Raw genomic sequence first — 19,420 nt, forward strand, 5'->3', positions numbered from 1 at the left:
GCGATAAAAATAGAGAAACAATCGAACAATTTCCTGCTGATCAGAATGCCGATATTGCATTCGATTGTCGAATGCGAAATTATCACGCGCCAAAAGAGGAATTATTGCGTATGCTCCTGGATGCGATCGACCGAAACATCGTGCGTCAGCTCAGGTTGAATGCGCGCATTGCCAACACGGCACTTGCAGCGGAAGTCGGCCTTTCTCCGTCAGCATGTCTTCGACGGATCGCAAGACTGGAAAAATCCGGCCATATCAGGGGCTACACGGCGTTGATCGGCACCTCGGACAGCGACGACGCGCTGGCGGTTATCGTCAACATCACGCTCGATCGGCAGACCGAGGAGCATCTGAACAGGTTCGAGGCAGCCATCCGCCGATATCCGGAGATTCAGGAATGTTTCTTGATGACCGGTGGATCGGATTATATTCTCAAGGTGGAAGTCGAAAGCGCGCGCGATTTCGAGCGAATCCACAAGGATATATTGTCGACCTTGCCCGGCGTCGCGCGTATCCATTCGAGCTTCTCGATTAGGGATGTGCTGAAGCGGGGACCACGTTAGGGCTGATCCGGATGATGCCCTAGGTTGCAATCGCACCTTGGCGCGAGCGTGTCGAGTTGGCGTTATCGACGCAATAATGGTGATCGACGAAAATTGCCACTCCGCAGTGTGATTGCACGCGAAAACAACTGACTTGGCAGCCGAGCGGCGCCTTCGTTGTCATCCGTTGGCGACACGTCACCCCATTTGGCTCGTGGGCGATGGCCGGCTCTTGAGCCACTCTCCCCGTGAAAACGCTTTGCCCGTTTGGGTAGAGCCTTGCACACGCCTCCTATACCTATTAATGGCTGTCACGGTTGGCCGAGACGTGTGCCTTAGCGAAGAGACCTGTAACAAGCTTGGCGCCCGATGGATGCCCCAGGAGACGACCGTGCGTGAACGCCAGCAGATCGACAGCGCGGCTGATATCAGCAATGCGCATCCATCCGAAACGGGTCAGGCCCTGACTCGACGGGAAATCGTGTCCTACGTCATCAACCTCGATCGCTCCATGGACCGCTGGCACCATATAAAGAGCCAGGCCGAAGAGTTCGGCCTGGATGTCCAGCGTATCGCCGGCGTCGAGATCGATCCTGCGAGCGGAACGCAATGGCCAGATTATGACCGCGTCGCCTTCGTTCGCGGCAATGGTCGCCCGATGCTGCCGCAGGAATACGGTTGCTATCTTGCCCATGTCAAAGCGCTTAACGCGTTTTTGGAGAGCACGGCGGAGTGCGCGGTCATCATGGAGGATGACGTCAATCTCAGCGCCGACCTCGTCTCTCGCGCCTACAGCGCGCACCAGGCTGCGCCATTCGCCGAAGTGTTGAAATTGCTCAACCATCGCGTTGTCTGGTTCAGGCCGATCGCGAGGTCGGTCGGCGGCGATGTGATTGGAAAATGCCTGTTTGGCCCCCAGGGGTCCGCGGCATGCTACCTCGTCACCCGTGCGGGCGCGCGGAAGCTGGTAGAGGCCCTCAAGGTCATCACATGCCCCTATGACATAGCGCTTGAGCGTGGGTGGGCCACCGGCGTGAAGGTCTATACCGTGAAGGACGATCTGATTGCCTTGTCGGTTCGGTCGAAAGAGAGCCAGATCGCTGATCGCGCTCGGTATCGATCGATCAAGCTACGTGGCATCCGCAAAATTCCAACGCATATCTGGCGCATGGTGGAACTCTTTCGTCGGGTACGGTACGCGGTTTCATGAGCCATCTTTTCCTTTCCAGTTTTCGCCATAGCATCGCGTGTCGGCCGCTATCGCCAAACCAGTCACGATTGAGCCAGCGCTATGTTTGACAATTATGTTCAGCAGGTTCTTGCCTTGCCGCGACCGGCGAAGCGGGTGATTGCGCTGCTCTTCGACGCCTGCCTGTGCATCATTACGGTCTGGATCGCGTTCTGCTTTCGCTTCAACGACTGGTACCTGATGACGGGTGTGCAGTTCTGGACGATCCCTGTATCGCTCGTCATCGCGCTACCGTTGTTCATCACCTTCGGCCTTTACCGCGCCATCTTCCGCTTCATGGGTTGGGCCGCCTTTTCCACGGTCATCAAGTGCGTGCTGATCTATGGCGCGGTCTATATGGTGATCTTCACGGTCATCAGCGTTCCGACCGTCCCCAGAACCGTCGGCATCCTGCAGCCGATGCTGCTCCTGCTGGCCGTTGGCCTGTCACGCTTCGTGGCACGCTATTTCCTCTATGATGCATATAGCGAGATTCTCGGCGAGGCCGCGCCGATCCGCACTCTGGTCTATGGCGCCGGCACGCAAGGACGGCAGCTGGTGAGCGCCTTGGGGCATTCGGCCGAGTTCAAGGTCGTCGGCTTTCTCGATGACGATAAGGGCCTGAAGGGGATGTCGCTCAACGGCGTGAAGATCTACAGCCCTCTTAACATCGAGAAGGTCTGCGCGGACCTTGAGGTCAAGACCGTTCTTCTGGCTCTTCCGCAGATCGATCGTGCTCGACGCAACGAGATCATCGAACGCTTGCGTTCCGCTCGGGTCGCTGTTCGCACCGTTCCCGATATCAGCGCAATCGCGACAGGACAGGCGCAGCTGACCGACCTGCAGGATCTGGATGTCGAGGACCTTCTGGGTCGAACGGCGGTGCTGCCGAATGTGCAGCTGCTGGAGCAGAACGTCCGCGATCGGATCGTCCTTGTGACCGGCGCGGCCGGCTCGATCGGCAGCCAGCTGTGTCGCGAGATCGCCAAGCTGCATCCCAAGGCGCTGCTGCTCTTGGATCAGAACGAGTTCGGCATTTACTCGCTGCAGGGCGAGCTGGCTGGCGAAGATGCCGAGCCGCCATTTCCGATCGTCCCGCTGCTTGCCGATGTTTGCGACGAACACCGCATCAACACCATCATCCAGACCTGGAAGCCGGCCACGGTCTATCATGCCGCGGCCTACAAGCATGTGCCGCTCGTCGAACAAAACCCCGCCGAAGGTGTCAAGACCAATGTCTTCGGGACGCTAACGGTGTCCAAGGCGGCTTTGGCTGCCGGTGTCGAGCGCATGATTTTGGTCAGTACAGACAAGGCCGTTCGGCCGACCAATGTCATGGGCGCCACGAAACGCCTGGCTGAAATGATCCTGCAGGCGCTCGCCGAACAGCACGGCGGCACGACCTTTTCCATGGTGCGCTTCGGCAACGTGTTGGGCTCGTCGGGCTCCGTCGTGCCGCTCTTTCGCCAGCAGATCGGCCGGGGTGGTCCGATCACGCTGACGCATGAGGACATTACGCGCTTCTTCATGACCGTGCCGGAAGCAGCCCAGCTCGTCATTCAGGCTGGCGCGATGGCATCCGGTGGCGATGTCTACCTGCTCGATATGGGCGAGCCGGTGAAGATTATCGATCTCGCGCGTCGCATGGTCGAACTGTCGGGCCTGACGGTCCAGGACGAGCAGAACCCGGGCGGCGATATCAGCATCGTGACGACAGGCCTGCGTCCGGGCGAGAAGTTGTATGAAGAGCTGCTGATCAACGACAATCCGGAAGTGACTGACCACCCGAAGATCCGCCGTGCGCGCGAACAGTTCCTCGGCTGGGCGCAACTATCAGCCAAGCTCGACGCGCTCGCGCGGTTCGCGCGAGATGGGGATGCAAGGCGGCTGAAGGCGGCGCTCAGCGATCTGGTGCCGGGATACAGCCCCATGGAGCGCGTGGTGGATCTCGTCGCGCTGCGGCAGGAGGTCTCCCAATGACGGTCCGCGCCACGCAAGACGGCCAAGGCCGCCGGAGGCTGGCATGTTCCTCGTAACCGGCGCCTCCGGCTTTGTCGGCCAGGGGCTTTTGCGCACACTGAGGCAACGCGGCATTCCCTTTCGTGGCACAGGCAGGGGCGGGAGTGGCGAGCTCCTCGCTGTCGGGGATATTCACGGCGCGACCGACTGGTCTGCCGCCCTTGACGGCATCGATGTCGTGGTCCACCTCGCGGCCGTCAATCAGAATGTCGTCGAAGGGTCGCCGGCGGTGCTTGCCGAGTATCGATCCGTAAACGTCGAGGGGACGATCAACCTGGCGCGTCAGGCCGCGGCCGCGGGTGTGAGACGGTTCGTGTTCTTGAGTTCGATCAAGGCGAGCGGCGAGGCGACGACCAAGGGCAAGCCGTTTACTGCCGAGGGCGAGCCTGCTCCGGAAAGTGATTACGGCCGAACGAAGCTCGAAGCCGAGCGATTGCTGCACGCGCTTGGCGCCAGCACCACGATGGAGATCGTGATCATCCGATCGCCGCTGGTCTACGGGCCCGGCATGCGTGGAAGCTTCCAGGCGCTGGTGCGGCTTGTCCAACGCGGCCTGCCGCTGCCCTTCGCCTCGATCGATAACCGCAGGTCGATGGTCTATCTGGAGAACCTGACCGACCTAATCGTGACCGCTGCCAACCATCCGGACGCCGCGGGCGGGACGTTCATGGTTGCCGATAGCAAGAGCCCATCGACACCGGAACTCGTGCGGATGATTGCCGCGGTAACCGGCTCGTCGGCCTCGCTGCTGCCGTTCCCGCCGGCGCTGCTGGAGTTTGCTGGAAATGTGACTGGAAAACGCGAACTGGTTTACCGCCTGACGCGCTCGCTAGACGTCGACATCTCCGAAACCAGCCGCCGGCTAGATTGGATGCCACCTTTCGAGATGGCCGACGCGTTGGCACGAACGCTTGGCCCCGCAAGATCCACTAAGGAATAATATGACAAGCAAGCTCAACCAGGGGATAAAACGGGCGTTTGATTTTTGCGCGGCGTCGGGTGGCCTCGTCGTTCTGTCTCCCGTTCTGCTTGTGCTGACCATCATGGTCCGGCGCTCATCGCCGGGTGGCGCCTTCTTCCGGCAGCAGCGGGTGGGCCGGGACGAGGTTCCCTTTACGTGCCTGAAGTTCAGGACGATGGCGGCCGGCACACCTGATGTCGGCTCCCATGACGCCGCGGAAAGCTGGATCACGCCCATCGGCAAGACGCTTCGCGCCTATAAGCTCGATGAACTGCCGCAGCTCGTCAACGTGCTGAAAGGTGAGATGAGCCTGGTGGGCCCCCGCCCGTGCCTGCCAAGCCAGCCGGATGTCATCGCTGCCCGTAGAGCCAAGGGCGTGTTTGCCGTCCGCCCTGGTATCACCGGCCTCGCGCAAATCGCCGGCATCGACATGTCGACCCCGGAGAAACTCGCCACGGCCGATGCCGAATACGTTAAGACCGCTACCCTGTGGAACGACATCGCCATGATCCTGGGCTCCGTCATGGGCAAGGGAAAGGGCGATGCAGCCCTGAAGTAAGGGCGGCTTCACGATTGGTGCAGCGGTCTATCAGATAACGCGAGACTAGGCCGCGTTCCCAAAATGCCTATCTGGCCGCAGCTTGCAAATCCGGCACACTCGCCTCAGTTGGCCGCAAGCGAAGATTGCACCAGCAGGCAAAGGCCGATGTCACGAGGGCGAGGCTTTCGCCGATCGCCAACCTGTTGTTTGAATTGCTGAGAAGCGTGAGCGCGAAGAAGAAGATGCCGACAAGATAGGCATGCATCGCCGCGCGCGGAATAACGCCTTGGCGATAGGCCTTGCAGACGAAAACAATGAAACTCGCCAGGATCAGCCCCATGACGAAGGCCCCAAACAGGCCGAACCGGACCAGTATTTCCAGATATCCGTTGTGCAGCAGCGTGTAGGAAACGTGGGCGTAGCGGGTGTGCTGCCAGCGCTCGAGCCATTCGTTGCCCCAGCCGAAGATCGGGGCGGATGAAAAGAGTTCCCAGCCGTTCGACCACAGCTGAAGTCTTTCATCCATTGCGACAGGCGTGTTGCCCGACTGGATAGTCTGCGTGATGGTGTCCGCGCTGTTCGAGCTGCCGACAATGCCGCTGAACATCGAAGCGGTCGCTTTAATCGTCGGGCCCGCTGTCTGATCGAGATTATGACGGACGGCGTATAGACCGACGCCAAGCAGTGCTATCGCGCATGCAATCACCAATCCGCTGCGAGCACGCAACTTGATGTACCGCATGCCTATGACGGCGAGAACCGGTAGCGTCAACGCCATCGCGAGCCAGACGCCCTTGGACTTCGCGCCATAGATGGCGATCACGCATAGAACCAGAATAAGCGGAGAAACCACGTAGGCGAGCCGTGCGAACCGGCGGTCGGCGGCGGGGGTTGTCAGATAGTGAAGAAGCCAGAAGGTCGACATCACGAAGATGAGGCCGCAGGCGACCGCGCCGTGGATTTGATTGTTCATGACGAGCGGGCGAACCGCGACGCCGGTGGCGATCGTACCAATCGTCAGCGCCACTGTGACGCCGAGCATGATCAACGCTACGACAAAAAACGCCGCGACGATCTTCTCCATCTCACGCTCATAGAGTGCGAAGGCGATTCCGAGGATCGGAAAGAACAGCGGAAAGGCGAAGAGCCAGTCGGACCCGCCGATATCGTGATGCTCGGTCGTGATGTAGATGAACGCGAAGCGGAAGAGCACATAGATGGCCCAGCCCATGCAGAGCCAGCCCAGCCAGTTCGTGTGCGGCCGCGACGGCTCTTTCGCGTAATAGACCAGCGCGATGATGGCCAGGATCGCGCACGCGTAGCGATAGGTATCGCTCTCCACGAGCAGCGCCGATGACGCGAGCAGCCACAGAAGACAGCCGAATATTCTGAGGGCAGGGCTCATGGCTGCGCTGGAGGCGCGAAACGAATTGTTCAAGATGTCTACTTCTGCCTGCGCGCGTGTTCCAGCGTCAATGTCGACGGCCGCTCTCATCGAAAACATGACGCGCACCGGCGCTCATTTCGCGCGCGGTGCGTTAGCTTACAAAATGGATATTTACGAAAATAGTGTGGCCGGCAAGACCGCTTCGACCACAGTTCACCGCAAAAGCTTTGTCACGGAGCGAAAGACACGCAAACTTTCGATGCCGGTAGTCGAGGGCTTTGAATGTCTGTGCTCGGCTTCAGTGGCTTAGTGTGTCGCCGTCCGGTTCTGCTTGGAGAGGCTGAGAATATAGTCGTCGGCGATGTCGGCAATTGCCATCGCGATTTCCGCCGGCGAAAACTCCATCTGTTTCTCACCGAAGATCATCTGATGAACGGCTTCTTCGATCTGCTGACGGCAGGCCGACAATCGGTCGGCGTGGCTTATTTCAATGGCAGGTATCTGCATGACGTTTGTCCCCAATGTGCTGCGCCTGAAGCGAAGTTTCGTGCCCTGATTACTTCGGCGCTAACAGTCGCCGAAGCGACATGGCCACACGCATGCCCCGATCTCCGCATCCTACTATAGAGCGTAAGCCTGCCGGTTCGCGTGAAATCGACGTGACACGATTTTAAGTGGTTTTTCGTTAGATGCTCACCCAGCGAGGTAGCTGATCTCAGGGTTTGGCGGACAATGCGGTGCAGGTTTTTGCAACGTTACAAACAGTGAATAAAGATTCTTCGTCATCTCTTTACTTTTAGTTGCATTTTTTCGCGACGGCTTCATTATGCACCAACATTCCTAATATTGCAGGCGAGGGACGCCATGAAGGCGAAATCGACGAACGCGATCGACGGCTATGTCGGGGAACGGGTGAGGCTGCGTCGCAAGATGCTCGGCATGAGCCAGGCCAGCCTTGCGGAAGCATTGGGCATCACGTTTCAACAGATTCAGAAATACGAAAAGGGCATAAACCGCATCGGCGCCAGCCGACTTTTGCGAATGGCGGAGATATTCGGCGTCACCGTCGGCTATTTCTTCGAGAATGGTGCGACAAGCACTGGTGAAGACGGCGCCCGGCCGGAGACGGACGCTGTCGCCGCATTCATGGCCTCGAAGGAGGGGCTGGCGCTTGGCAAGGCTTTCATCGCCATTGAAGACCCGAATGTCCGCCAAAAATTGCTTGCTTTGACGCGCAGCCTTGGCTCTTCCGGCATCGTCATAAATGATCGCGACAGCGCGGATCAGGCGGAGCTCGAAGGCAATTAGCGCATGGCGCCATTCACCTGCCAACTCGACACGTTGTTGGCTCGTTCCTTCCGTGGGTGACCAGCGCTGACCGCAATTATCGAGCCATCAGGATACTCGGATCGGATCATGCCGCCGTGCGAGACGCTGTCTCGCGTCACGCCGTTTCTGGCCCAGTTCGGCGTAACGCGCGTGGCCCGTCACACGGGCCTTGATCATATCGGCATACCCGTATGGTGCGCCTATGCCCCGAACGCGCCATCGGCCGTCGTGGCGCAAGGAAAGGGATTATCCGACGACGACGCCAAGGTCTCTGCAATCATGGAGGCGCTTGAGCGGGCCGTTGCCAGCCGACCGACGGTGTCGACGCTTCGGGCTACCGTCCGAGAGTTGCAGGCGCAAGGACATCAATTGACGACGCTAGCCTGTCTAACCGGATTGAATAAAGCCGATATCGGTCCGGACGAACATGTGGACTGGGTGATCGGGCGCGAATTGATGTCGGGCGCGCCCATACATCTGCCATTCGAGGCTGTCGTCTTGAACCGCACGCTACAGTCGCGCTTCTGGATGTCGTCCGATGGCCTGGCGTCTGGAAACACCCTCGACGAAGCCGTGTTGCACGGCATACTCGAACGCATCGAGCGGGACGCCTATGTGCTTTGGCAAGTAGGAGACGAGCGCTTCAGGCGCTCCCGATGCGTGGACCCTGCATTGTACGGAGACGATGTTCTCAATCGGTTGGTGGAGCAGATAAGCGCCGCCGGACTCATGCTGAAACTGTTCGATATAACCAGTGACGTCGCCATTCCCTGTTTTACCGCGTTGCTTGGGCCGCAGGGAGTTCTGTCGGACACGACCGTCCGGTTTGCCGAGGTGACAGGTGGGAGCGGCGCGCATCCGTCGCCTGTCCGCGCAGCCATTCGCGCGATAACCGAAGCCGTGCAATCGCGGCTGACATTTATCAGCGGCGCGCGCGACGATATCGCGCCGAACGCCTTTCAAGCGCAGCTGCCCGCGCAGCTACGTGACAGCTTCCTCAGCGAACCCATTGCGTCCGCAGCACTTACCTATACCGGTGGCCGATCGCTTCAGCAGTATCTGGGCCATGTGCTGGGCAGACTGCGCGCCGCAGGCATCGTCACGGTCGCCTCGGTTGAATTAAGCGGTCCGGATCTCCCCTTCAGTGTGGTCAAGGTGCTGATACCAGAGCTGGAAAATCCGGATGGCAAACGGGCGCGGCGGTTCGGAAGTCGCGCGCTTTCAAGAGCTTTCGTGCTTTAGAGAAACTATCCTGGTAGCTGCAAGCGGCCGATGCGCGATACCACCCTCAAGTTGTTTCACACTTTATTCACGGGCGCCGTCTGCGTCGCGGGCCTATGTTGCTTCGTGTTGGCGGAGAAGAGACATGAGTGCAATGCCCAAAGACCATGGGGATGATCACGGCGACAACGCAAGATCTCCAGAAGATATCAAGGAACTCGCGGCGCTCGCGCGCTTGATCGGCTACGCGCGCGCCGCGGCGGAGGATGTCGAGCTTGTCGGTGCTGTTCATTGGCTCGAGCTCGCTATCCAGGCGGTAAACCGGGAGATTCTCGCTTCGCCGAACATGGAGCTCGTTGCGCCCTACCTCGGGACAACGACGGACAGCCGCAGCACGCACTGACATTTGTGAGCCGGCGCGATCGGCGATCTTGAGCTACGTGTTTTGCAAGACAGTCGCGCCGAGCATTTTTGAGTAGACACATAAAGCGTTGGATCGGCTGTAGCCGTTCGTCTTGTAATAGTCGGCGACACCGCCAATCTGGCGCGAAACCAACCACACTTGCGGATAGCCTAGTTGAATCGCCATGTGCTCGACATGAGAGAGCAGGGCGGTTCCGAAGCCCATTCTTTGGTAGGATGGCGAGATGGCAATCTCTGCGACATACAGGCCGGTGCCGATTGCTGACGTATGCGGCGATGCAAATACGAAACCGACGAGTTGGCCCTGATAAAAAGCCCCAAGCGTGATCGCATCCAATGCCGAAGACAGCTCGACCAGCCGCCTCCTGGCATTCTCCATTGTCCAAGCCTCCTCCCAAGGGGGCTCGGCATAGGCTTGAACCAGAATGTCCGCGCCACCTAGCGCATCTGTCTGATCAATTCGTCTTACGCTGAACGTCATACCGAACCCGCTGCTGACCGATGCTCTCTTTTCGTCAACCAGTCCAATAAAACATAAGCATGCCTGCAGATGTTGTGACTTCGACGTGACACAGCTTATGGGTGAATGCGAGGCGCACTACGTACATCCCCGAATGCAACTGGGGTGAACGCAGGGTATGATCGCTTCGCATAAGCGGTGGCGCACGACAGAGCCCATGCGATGGAGCCTCATTGACGACCGGTATCATGCGGCAAGATCGGGCTCAGATGTTGACTTTAGCAGTCAGCATTCCAGATGCTTATCTTTGATTGTTTCGCGCTGACGTTTGGAGGAAATGCATGGCGGATTTGACAGTTTATATTGGATGGGATTCTCGCGAGGATATTGCCTACCAGGTTGCCAAGGCCACCCTGCTCAAGAACGCATCCATTGATGTCGAGGTTCACCCCATCAAGCTGCAAGAGCTGGTCGATCGCGGTGTTTACACCCGTGAAGTCGATCCTCTGGCTTCGACCGAGTTTACCTATTCCCGCTTCTTCACGCCGTGGCTTGCCGACTACAAGGGTTGGGCACTGTTTTGCGACTGCGACTTCCTGTTCTTCGGCGATGTCGCGGAGCTGCTGCGCTACAAGGACGACAGCAAGGCGGTCGCCTGCGTTCATCACGACTATACGCCCAAGGAGGGCGTGAAGATGGATGGCAAGGTGCAGACCAACTACCCCCGCAAGAACTGGTCCTCCTTCATGCTGTTCAATTGCGAGCACCCTTCCACCCGCCAGCTGACACCCGAGCTCGTCAATTCACAGACCGGCGCCTATCTTCACCGTCTTCAGTGGGCCAAGGACAGCGAGATCGGTGAGATTCCGGAGGAATGGAACTGGCTGGAGGGGTGGAGCACCAAGCCGACCCAAGGCCTTCCGAAAGCCGTGCACTACACCAACGGCGGCCCATGGTTCCACAATTGGCAGGACGTCGAATACGCGGATGTCTGGCTTGAGCAGGCACGCGCGCTCGATCCCCATTTCGCGCCCGTGTGACCCGTGAACCTTGGCTTTCTGGTCCGCCTCCGCGCCGCCTTGTCTGGCGGAGCGCTGCGGATTGGGACGAGGCCGAACATGCGGTATCTGCCAAAACTGCGCTATCGGCACGGCAAGATCGAAATCGGTGACCGGCTCTTCACCCGATGTGGCGTCGTCCTCGATGCGCAAAGCGGCATGATCGAGATCGGCGACGATGTCTCGATCAACGATTACTCGATCCTGCTGGGACATGGCGGTGTGAGCATCAGCGACAATACCAGGATCGCGGCACACGTCGTGATCGTCTCGTTCGAGCACAGCTATGAGGACGCAACGGTCCTCATCAAGGATCAGCCGATCAAAAAGGGCAGGGTGGAGATCGGCAGGGATGTCTGGATCGGCGCGGGCGCCAAGGTGCTTGCTGGCAGCAACATCGCCGACGGCTGCGTCATCGGCGCGAACAGCGTCATCAAGGGGGCGACCGAGCCATTCGGCGTCTATGTGGGCTCGCCCGCGCGCCTGGTTAAAAGGCGCGCCTTGCCCGTGACGAGAGGGCCCGAGACGAGAGGGCCCGACACGACAGGCCCGACACGACAGGGAGAAAACAATGATCGACAGAGATGAGGATGCCCGCTTCAAGGCCAACCCCGCTGCCGCTGCCGCGGAGGAGTGGAAATCCCTGCTGGCGGAGTATAGCGATGTCGTTCTGGTCGCGAACAGCGACGAGGTGAACATCGAAGACCTCAAGGCGCGCTTTCCCGACACGACGCTCTTCATCTTCTTCAACAAGGTCTTCAAGGTTCTGAGCGAGCCTTTCACCCGCGATTCCATGCTCTTCTCGAGAAGCGGATCGCTGGGCGCCAATCTCGTGAAGAGTGGCAAGGTCGATAAGGTGCTACCCTATTTCGACGCGCGCACCTTCCACGGTGTCGTTAACATCAAGGCCGGGCCCGACGAGCAGCTGAGCCCGGCGTCGGATTTCGGCGACGTTCATGTCAGGCACCTCGATCTGACGGATGTCTTCACGCCGTTCTATCCCCGCTCGAGCGTGCCGACGACGGGGTTCGCGCTTTGCTTCTGGCTGACGACGCTTAACCTTGGAACCAGGATAACGCTCGCCGGCTTCTCGTCGAAGCGCAGCGAGCGCTACAAGGTGCTGGATGTTCATGACTGGACGTTCGAACAGGTGCTGCTGCGGCTGATGTTCCGCAAGGGGAAGATCAACATTGTCGGGCGCGAGGCGTCCAACCCCTATGCGGATCTCTGCGCGCACTTTCCGGAGTACGGACCCGCCGAAGTCGCGCTCACCGCCAATGAGATTATCAACGAACGGCTCGGCAACCTGAGTTCGATCGTCGATCGCCTGATGGACGTCACCCGCTTTCTGCGCTTCCTGGATCGGACCTGGAAGAGCTTGAAACCAAAGTCACGCAAGCAGCGTCGATGGGAATCGATGGAGCCCAAGGGCGACGACAAGGGCTGATCGATCAAGACCTGCGTCGGCAGCGCCAGCGATGGCACATTGTGCCCCAATCCTTGCAAACACGATCCATTCGTACAATCCTGCGGCGGCAATCGCTTTATGCTGCGTGGCGGCGGCAGACCACCCACCGCCTGAATGGAAGCCGCGGCATCCCGGAAACAGGATGTCCATCGCGACGGAGACGGATGATGATTGCGACGCCCATCGACCCGACTGATCCATGGCTGCGCCAGGCGCAGACATTTCCGGTGCTTTCCGTCGAGATGATTGAGCGCGCGAAGACCTATGGTCGCGAAGAGGTGATGGCGGAGGACACTTTCGTCTTCGAACGCGGCCAGCGCGGGATCGATTTCTTCCTGGTGCTGGAAGGAGAGATTGAACTTTTCATCGATGATGTCAGACGCGGTCGCCGCCTGGTCTTCACCTATCATCCCGGCCAGTTCTCCGGCGAGCAGAACATCTTCACAAAACGACCCATGCTCCTGTCGGGCCTAGCTAAATCCGGCTCCCGCCTGCTGCGGATTACCAATCGCGATTTCCATGCCTTCATCACCGGTGAGCCCGATATCGGTGAAACCATCATCCGCGCCTATATCCTGCGCCGCGCCGGCTTCGTGCGTCATTCCGAGGGTGGCGTCCTGTTGATCGGAGACCGGCACCATGCCGACGTTCTCCGCATCCAGCGCTTCCTGACGCGCAACCTCTATCCGGTTGCCGTCGTCGATCCCGCGACCGAGCCAACGGCCATGCCGCTGATGCAAAGCCTGGCGGTGACAGTGGATGCGCTTCCTGTCGTGGTGACGCCCGACAGGAAAGTCTGGCCGCGTCCTTCCAACGCCGCACTTGCGGATCTGCTTGGGATCAACGAGCCGCCGGAGAGAGACACGGTCTACGACGTCGCCGTCGTCGGTGCCGGGGCGGCCGGTCTGGCGGCCTCGGTCTATGGCGCATCCGAGGGTCTCAGCACCATCGTCCTTGAAACGCTCGCCCCGGGCGGGCAGGCCGGAACCTCGTCCAAGATCGAGAACTACCTCGGCTTTCCCACCGGAATCTCCGGCCAGGCGCTCGCCGGTCGCGCGCATATCCAGGCGCAGAAATTCGGCGCCAGGATTTCGGTCTCGCATGAGGTCATGAAGCTCGATTGCTCCTCGCACCCCTATCGCCTCTTTCTCGACGATGAGACGTCGCTGCGTGCGCGCTCGATCGTGATCGCGACGGGTGCGCGTTATCGCAAGCTCGATGTGCTGAACTACGACAAGTTCGAAGGTCAGGGCATCCACTACGCGGCGACGGCCATGGAGGCGCAAGTCTGCGCGGATGAAAACATCGTCGTGGTTGGCGGCGGTAATTCCGCGGGCCAGGCGGCCGTCTTCCTGTCACGAACGGTCAAGCACGTGCATATGCTGATGCGCAGCGGCATCGCCTCGACGATGTCCGACTATCTGGTTCAGCGCATCGAACGGTCGCCGCGCATCAGCCTCTACCAGCAGGCCGAGATCACCGCACTCCATGGCGACAAGACGCTGGATGGCGTGACCTGGATCGATCACCGGACCGGCGAGAGCCATGAACTTGATGTTACCAGCATCTTCGTCATGATCGGCGCGTCGCCGAACACCGGCTGGCTCGATGGCTGCCTCGATCTTGACCAGCACGGCTTCGTCAAGACCGGTATGACCGCCGTGGGCGACACCCCGCCTTCGCCCTATGCGACCTCGAAGGACGGCATCTTCGCGGTCGGCGATGTGCGCGCCGGTTCGGTCAAACGCGTTGCTTCCGCTGTCGGCGAAGGTTCGGTGGTGATCGCCGCGATCCACCAGTTCCTTGAACGTCAGCGCCATGCCGAACATGACGAACCGGAACTCAACGCCACCACCGCGCGATGAGTATGGCGAGGTCGGCTCAAGCGCTGGCTCGCTGATCGCTCAATCGATGTTCTTTTCCAACTGTTGCGCCGCGATATCGGGCGGCGTCCAGCCGCGTTCGGCCTTTTCGCCCAGTGCGCTCCGGTCGCCCATCATCGCCTGCTCAAGCAGGTCGGCGATTTCCTTTGCCTTGGCGATATATTCCTTGTTGTCGAACATCTCGACCTCTTCTCGCCACAGAGGCGCGAGTTGACGAAGGCCTCGGACATCCTGGCGGACGAACACGGCTTTGCTCTTTTCGACATCATAAGGATGCATGCCGAGCCCCTTCAGCGCGTAGCCGGCGGCACGCACGGAGCTGTCGAACACCTCGCGGACGATATCGTGCGCGCCGGCCTCATAGAGCCGGTAGACGGTGGTGCGGTCGAACGCGCGGGCGATGATATGGATATGCGGGTTCTCCCGGCGCGCATGTTTGACGATCTCGATCGCCCGCTCCGGATCGTCGATCGCGACGACTAGGACCTTGGCCTCATGAAGCCCCGCCGAATGCAGCAAATCCGGCCGGCTGGCATCGCCGAAGAAGGAGCGGACACCGAACTTGCGCAGGCCGTCGATGACATCGGCCTGGTGGTCGAGCACGATGGTCTTGTAGCCATTGGCGAGAAGCATGCGGTTGACGATCTGCCCGAAACGGCCGAGACCGGCGATGATGACGGAGCCCGGCTCGGGGATCTCGTCAGCGTCTTCCTCCTGCCGACGGTCGAAGCGCGGTACGATCAGCCTTTCGAAGATGATGAAGAGCGCAGGCGTGAACAGCATCGAGACCGCGACGACGAGCAGCAGGATCGCCGCCAGATCAGGCGGCAGCACGGCGCTTTGCACGGTAAACGAGATTAGCACGAAGCCGAACTCGCCGGCCTGCGCCAGCCCCAGCGCGAAAAGCCAGCGGTCGGTGCCGCGCAGCTTGAAGACGAAGGCGAGCGCCATCAGCACGATCGCCTTCAGCACCATCACGCCAAGCGTGATCCCGAGCACGGCCCAGACCTGCGCGTGGAGCAGCGAGAAATCGATGCTGGCGCCGACGGTGATGAAAAACAGCCCGAGCAGCAGTCCCTTGAACGGCTCGATATCGCTCTCGAGCTCGTGCCGGAATTCGCTGTTGGCGAGCACGACGCCGGCTAGGAACGTGCCGAGCGCCGGCGACAGGCCGACCACGGTCATCAGCAGCGCTATGCCGATGATCAGGAGCAGGGCAGCAGCGGTGAAAATCTCGCGCAGCTTAGAGCGGGCGATGAGCCGGAAGATCGGACGCGACAGATAGTGGCCAGCGGCAATCACGAACGCGACGGCCACGATCGTCACCAGCGTCACCTGCCAGCCCGGCAATCCCTCGACGAGGCTGAACGAGTGGTGGCCGCCACTCTCGGCATTGCTGCCGAGCGGATGGCGGGCAAGCTCCGGCAGCGCCAGCAGTGGGATGAAGGCCAGCATGGGAATGACGGCGATATCCTGGAACAGCAGCACCGAGAAGCTCGCCTGGCCGCCGGACGAACGCAGCAGCCCCTTTTCGCCCAGCGTCTGCAGGACGATCGCGGTCGATGACAGCGAAAAGATGAAGCCGATCGTCAGCGCGACGCTCCAGACCTGGCCGAGAAGCATGGCGCAGCCCATCACCACCAGCGAGGTGACGATCACCTGCAACCCGCCAAGCCCGAACAGCTTCGCGCGCATCTCCCACAGCGCGCGCGGCTGTAGTTCGAGCCCGACGAGAAACAGCATCATCACCACGCCGAACTCGGCAAAGTGCTGCAGATCCTGCGTCTCGTTACCAACAAGATGCAGGGCCGGGCCGATGACGATGCCGGCGATGAGATAGCCGAGCACGGAGCCGAGCCCCAGCCGCTTGGCGATCAGCACGGAGATGACGGCGGCGAGCAGATAGATGAAGGCCTGGAAGATGAAGCTATTCATGGGGCGTGCTCTTACGAAGCGGAAGCGTCTCTGCGCTCAGCAGTTCCATGCCGGCGGCGGCGTCGATATCGAAGGCTTCGTCGCGCAGAGCCTCCAGCAGCCGGCGGTACCCTTCCAGATGCGGTTCCGCCCGGCCGTCGCCACGTGCATCGTGCGCGGCAAACAGCGCGTACGGCGCGACAAAGCGCATCCGGCATAGATTTGCCGTCTGCTCCAGCGGCGAAAGCAGTGCCCGCAGGCGGAAATGGTTGCTGCCCTGTTCGGTATAGGCGTGGTCGGGGCCGCCGGCTGTGATGACAGGCAGGAAGAGCTTGCCCGCCAGCTTGTCGCCGGTGTGGCCATAGGCGAAGCCATATTCCAGCACCAGGTCCTGCCACTCCTTCAGGATCGATGGTGTCGAATACCAGTAGATCGGGAACTGGAAGATGATGACGTCGTGCTTCAGCAGCCGGGCCTGCTCGACGTCGATGTCGATGTCGAGCTTCGGATACTCGGCGTAAAGATCGACGAAGGTCACGCCTTCGATGCCGCCGGCGATCTTGGCCATAAGAATGTTGACGCGGGAATGGCGCTGTCCGGGGTGGGCGAAGAGCACGAGCACCTTGGCCATGTATGGGTTCCCATCCGAGTTCAAAATGCGTGAGATCCAGGGCCGGATCGGTCTGACGTGCGCGGGATCCGCACGGCCTTGGCAAGAACCTAGTAGAAGCGCGGGATCGGCCCTACCTGTTCGGTTTGATCCGGCAAGTCAACCATGATTTCATCCACATAGCACCATCCCCATCCCTCCGGCGGATCATAGCCTTCCATGACGGGATGTCCGGTTTCATGGAAATGGCCGGTGGCGTGCCGGCCGATCGACTGGTCGCAGCAGCCGACATGGCCGCATTCCCGGCACAGCCGCAGATGCACCCAGGCCTGACCGATCGCCAGGCACTCTTCACAACCGCGCGTCCTCGGGCGGACATCGCGGACCAGGCGAACATGCTTGCAAGTATGCGACATGGTTCTTCCTCTCGTTAGCTGAATTTATGCGGACGACTTCGGCTGTTGGCAATCGCTTCCTGCGAGCCCGCGATCAGGGGCTTCTCGCGCCTGGCGCAGGGGATTCGCAGCTTACTCACGAGCTTATGCAGTCGTTCAGCGCGCGGACAACTATACCCAGGTATGCCCCCACAAGACCCAGGTCTATGTAAACTTGATCATAGTAGGATTCCGCCGGCACGGTTCCGTCACCAGAATGAACCCACAAAATTTCCATTTCAACGGTTTCAGGACGGAGATTGACGATGCAGGCGACCGCGATGATTGCGATTGAACACCACGAGCCGAACATCGGCACCCTCGGCGTCATTCAGCAAGCCTCCGCCGAAGTATCGCGGCTCCTCGCCCGCGCCATCCATTGCGTCGATCAGGACGAGGCGATCGCCATTGATCTCGTCAAACGCGCCTCGATGTTGCTGAAGCCATCGCCTGCCGTCTCGGCCAATGCGGTACCGCGCGAAAGGGCGGCGTCGGACGGGTTGGCGCCGTGGCAGGTGGCGCGGGTCAAGCGGTACGTCGAAGATAACATGTCGCGGACCGTTGCGATCGACGAACTGGCGGAACTGGCACGGCTCAGCACCAGCTACTTCTCGGCCGCCTTCAAGACGAGCTTCAGTCTCTCGCCGCACAGCTACGTCATCGCCCAGCGCGTCGAGCGCGCCAAGCAGCTGATGCTTTCCACCGATGCGCCCCTATGTTAGATCGCGCTCGATTGCGGCCTTGCCGATCAGGCCCACCTCTCGCGGATTTTCGGCACGACGCCCAGCGCCTGGCGCCGCTTCCGCCTTCGCCCTGCCGCCAAGCGCGGAGCAGCGGAATACGAGGTCGCGCTGCCTGCCCGATTGCGGCTCTCGAAACACGAGCCGGACGTTGATCAATGATGCTCTCGAGACCAGCGCCACATATACCGGGAACTCGGGCCGCTGGATCAGACGGCCTGTTCGGCGAGCGCCGAGCGGATTGCGGAGATGAAAACCCGCACCTTTGGAAGGATCAGCCGGGTCGTCGGGTAAACCGCCCAAATTGCGTTGGTCTCCGGTATGGCGTCCTCAAGCGTGATGCGAACCAGGCGGCCGGCGCGGATGTCGTCTTCCACATTCCAGTCGGAAAGCAACGTGATGCCGCCGCCGGCAAGACAGGCGGCGTGACAACCGGAGATGCTGCTCGACGAGAAGCGTGCATTCAACCGCACATGCGCCTCCTCAACGCCTTGCGCGCCCCCGCGCATGAATGTCCAGTGCGTGACGCCGGTCATCGGAAGGCAATCGTGCTCAAGCAGAGCATGCGTATTCACCGGTGCGCCGTGCCGTTCAAGATAAGCGGGTGCGGCGACCAGCGAGCGCGTGTTGTCGGCGAGCTTCTGGGCGATCAGGCTGCTGTCCTTCAGTCGCGCGATCCGGATTGCGAGATCCGTGCCCGAGGCAACGAGGTCAGGCAAGCCGTCATTCATGTCGACGGAAATCCTGAGATCCGGATTGTCGTCCAGCAGCTTCGGCACCAGCGGCATGACGAGTTTCAGGCCGAAGGCGATGGGGACTGAGACGCGCAGCAATCCCGCCGCGCCCTTGCCATCAGTTCGCAATCGGGCCTTGGCCTCATCCTCGTTTTCCACCAGCGCCTGGGCGAACGGCAGGAAGGTCTCGCCCTCGGGCGTGAGCGAAAGGGAACGCGTGGTGCGGTGCATCAGCCGCACGTCCAGCATCGCCTCAAGCGAAGCGAGACGGCGGGTCGCCACCATCGGCGCGATCCCGAGGCGCCGTGCTGCTTCCGAGAGACTGCCCGCGGCTGACGCAACGACGAAAACCCTGACGTCCTCGGTATTCATTATATCGCCTTTCGATATTCAGACTGAACATTTTCGACCAGTACCGCGAGATACGAGAAAATAATAGATAGATCCCATCTTCTGAAGCCAGAAAGG

At 60.4% G+C, this 19,420-nt stretch carries 21 protein-coding genes; 14 read left to right on the forward strand and 7 right to left on the reverse strand.

Translation table 11 applies throughout. From position 1 onward, the window contains the following. The first annotated feature begins 110 nt into the window (after window positions 1-110). From ACVTFQ_RS21945 to ACVTFQ_RS21965, 5 genes are all read left to right on the forward strand, one after another. Entirely contained in the window at window positions 111-563 is a 453-nt protein-coding gene (locus tag ACVTFQ_RS21945) for an Lrp/AsnC family transcriptional regulator (protein ID WP_111560429.1), read from the forward strand. 370 nt (window positions 564-933) lie between these two features. After that, window positions 934-1,752 (forward strand): glycosyltransferase family 25 protein, encoded by an 819-nt coding sequence (locus tag ACVTFQ_RS21950; protein WP_111560940.1) that lies wholly within the window; start codon window positions 934-936, stop codon window positions 1,750-1,752. Between the two features lie 81 nt (window positions 1,753-1,833). Continuing rightward, window positions 1,834-3,750: a polysaccharide biosynthesis protein gene (locus tag ACVTFQ_RS21955; protein WP_112949375.1), complete on the forward strand. Its 1,917-nt coding sequence runs from the start codon at window positions 1,834-1,836 to the stop codon at window positions 3,748-3,750. A gap of 43 nt (window positions 3,751-3,793) precedes the next feature. Further along, the gene (locus tag ACVTFQ_RS21960; protein WP_112949374.1) at window positions 3,794-4,729 is read left to right on the forward strand and encodes an NAD-dependent epimerase/dehydratase family protein; all 936 of its coding nucleotides are present in this window, start codon (window positions 3,794-3,796) and stop codon (window positions 4,727-4,729) included. A 1-nt stretch (window position 4,730) separates the two neighbouring features. Continuing rightward, window positions 4,731-5,309, forward strand: coding sequence for a sugar transferase (locus ACVTFQ_RS21965; RefSeq protein ID WP_111560426.1), 579 nt, complete (start codon window positions 4,731-4,733; stop codon window positions 5,307-5,309). Window positions 5,310-5,376: 67 nt separating this feature from the next. Here ACVTFQ_RS21965 and ACVTFQ_RS21970 read toward each other — a convergent pair whose 3' ends face one another. After that, complete coding sequence (locus ACVTFQ_RS21970; protein ID WP_413391917.1) at window positions 5,377-6,696, reverse strand: O-antigen ligase family protein; 1,320 nt, start codon at window positions 6,694-6,696, stop codon at window positions 5,377-5,379. On the opposite strand from ACVTFQ_RS21970, the gene ACVTFQ_RS21975 reads away from it, so the two are divergent. Further along, the gene (locus ACVTFQ_RS21975) at window positions 6,695-6,988 is read left to right on the forward strand and encodes a hypothetical protein (RefSeq protein WP_162724577.1); all 294 of its coding nucleotides are present in this window, start codon (window positions 6,695-6,697) and stop codon (window positions 6,986-6,988) included. The genes ACVTFQ_RS21970 and ACVTFQ_RS21975 overlap by 2 nt on opposite strands. On the opposite strand, the gene ACVTFQ_RS21980 is transcribed toward ACVTFQ_RS21975, so the two are convergent. After that, window positions 6,985-7,185: a hypothetical protein gene (locus tag ACVTFQ_RS21980; RefSeq protein ID WP_047503895.1), complete on the reverse strand. Its 201-nt coding sequence runs from the start codon at window positions 7,183-7,185 to the stop codon at window positions 6,985-6,987. The genes ACVTFQ_RS21975 and ACVTFQ_RS21980 overlap by 4 nt on opposite strands. A gap of 357 nt (window positions 7,186-7,542) precedes the next feature. Between ACVTFQ_RS21980 and ACVTFQ_RS21985 the strand changes: the two genes are divergently transcribed. From ACVTFQ_RS21985 to ACVTFQ_RS21995, 3 genes are all read left to right on the forward strand, one after another. Then, the gene (locus tag ACVTFQ_RS21985; protein ID WP_112949373.1) at window positions 7,543-7,986 is read left to right on the forward strand and encodes a helix-turn-helix domain-containing protein; all 444 of its coding nucleotides are present in this window, start codon (window positions 7,543-7,545) and stop codon (window positions 7,984-7,986) included. 108 nt (window positions 7,987-8,094) lie between these two features. Beyond that, window positions 8,095-9,249, forward strand: a complete 1,155-nt coding sequence (locus tag ACVTFQ_RS21990; protein WP_111560424.1) for a YcaO-like family protein — start codon at window positions 8,095-8,097, stop codon at window positions 9,247-9,249. 124 nt (window positions 9,250-9,373) lie between these two features. Further along, window positions 9,374-9,631, forward strand: a complete 258-nt coding sequence (locus ACVTFQ_RS21995) for a hypothetical protein (RefSeq protein ID WP_052213810.1) — start codon at window positions 9,374-9,376, stop codon at window positions 9,629-9,631. A gap of 33 nt (window positions 9,632-9,664) precedes the next feature. Here the strand turns inward: ACVTFQ_RS21995 and ACVTFQ_RS22000 are convergent, their stop codons facing one another. Then, complete coding sequence (locus tag ACVTFQ_RS22000; RefSeq protein ID WP_111560423.1) at window positions 9,665-10,132, reverse strand: GNAT family N-acetyltransferase; 468 nt, start codon at window positions 10,130-10,132, stop codon at window positions 9,665-9,667. Between the two features lie 320 nt (window positions 10,133-10,452). On the opposite strand from ACVTFQ_RS22000, the gene ACVTFQ_RS22005 reads away from it, so the two are divergent. From ACVTFQ_RS22005 to ACVTFQ_RS22020, 4 genes are all read left to right on the forward strand, one after another. Beyond that, a complete protein-coding gene (locus ACVTFQ_RS22005) occupies window positions 10,453-11,151 on the forward strand; it encodes a glycosyltransferase (protein ID WP_111560422.1) in 699 nt (232 codons plus the stop codon). Window positions 11,152-11,229: 78 nt separating this feature from the next. Beyond that, the gene (locus tag ACVTFQ_RS22010; protein ID WP_413391918.1) at window positions 11,230-11,757 is read left to right on the forward strand and encodes an acyltransferase; all 528 of its coding nucleotides are present in this window, start codon (window positions 11,230-11,232) and stop codon (window positions 11,755-11,757) included. Next, entirely contained in the window at window positions 11,741-12,616 is an 876-nt protein-coding gene (locus tag ACVTFQ_RS22015; protein WP_413391919.1) for a 3-deoxy-manno-octulosonate cytidylyltransferase, read from the forward strand. Before ACVTFQ_RS22010 ends, ACVTFQ_RS22015 begins: the two co-directional genes overlap by 17 nt. Before the next feature lie 188 nt (window positions 12,617-12,804). Beyond that, a complete protein-coding gene (locus ACVTFQ_RS22020; RefSeq protein WP_470424003.1) occupies window positions 12,805-14,502 on the forward strand; it encodes an FAD-dependent oxidoreductase in 1,698 nt (565 codons plus the stop codon). Window positions 14,503-14,541: 39 nt separating this feature from the next. Here the strand turns inward: ACVTFQ_RS22020 and ACVTFQ_RS22025 are convergent, their stop codons facing one another. From ACVTFQ_RS22025 to ACVTFQ_RS22035, 3 genes are all read right to left on the reverse strand, one after another. Continuing rightward, window positions 14,542-16,455, reverse strand: coding sequence for a monovalent cation:proton antiporter-2 (CPA2) family protein (locus tag ACVTFQ_RS22025; RefSeq protein ID WP_111560419.1), 1,914 nt, complete (start codon window positions 16,453-16,455; stop codon window positions 14,542-14,544). Further along, on the reverse strand, window positions 16,448-17,065 hold the full coding sequence (locus tag ACVTFQ_RS22030; protein ID WP_111560418.1) for an NAD(P)H-dependent oxidoreductase: 618 nt from the start codon (window positions 17,063-17,065) through the stop codon (window positions 16,448-16,450). Before ACVTFQ_RS22030 ends, ACVTFQ_RS22025 begins: the two co-directional genes overlap by 8 nt. An 89-nt stretch (window positions 17,066-17,154) precedes the next feature. Continuing rightward, a complete protein-coding gene (locus tag ACVTFQ_RS22035) occupies window positions 17,155-17,460 on the reverse strand; it encodes a UBP-type zinc finger domain-containing protein (RefSeq protein ID WP_111560417.1) in 306 nt (101 codons plus the stop codon). 299 nt (window positions 17,461-17,759) lie between these two features. On the opposite strand from ACVTFQ_RS22035, the gene ACVTFQ_RS22040 reads away from it, so the two are divergent. Further along, window positions 17,760-18,200, forward strand: a complete 441-nt coding sequence (locus ACVTFQ_RS22040; RefSeq protein WP_470424004.1) for a helix-turn-helix domain-containing protein — start codon at window positions 17,760-17,762, stop codon at window positions 18,198-18,200. Between the two features lie 227 nt (window positions 18,201-18,427). Here the strand turns inward: ACVTFQ_RS22040 and ACVTFQ_RS22045 are convergent, their stop codons facing one another. Continuing rightward, the gene (locus tag ACVTFQ_RS22045; RefSeq protein WP_111560416.1) at window positions 18,428-19,324 is read right to left on the reverse strand and encodes a LysR family transcriptional regulator; all 897 of its coding nucleotides are present in this window, start codon (window positions 19,322-19,324) and stop codon (window positions 18,428-18,430) included. Window positions 19,325-19,420 lie beyond the last annotated feature (96 nt).

This window comes from Rhizobium sp. O111 (genome assembly GCF_055616315.1).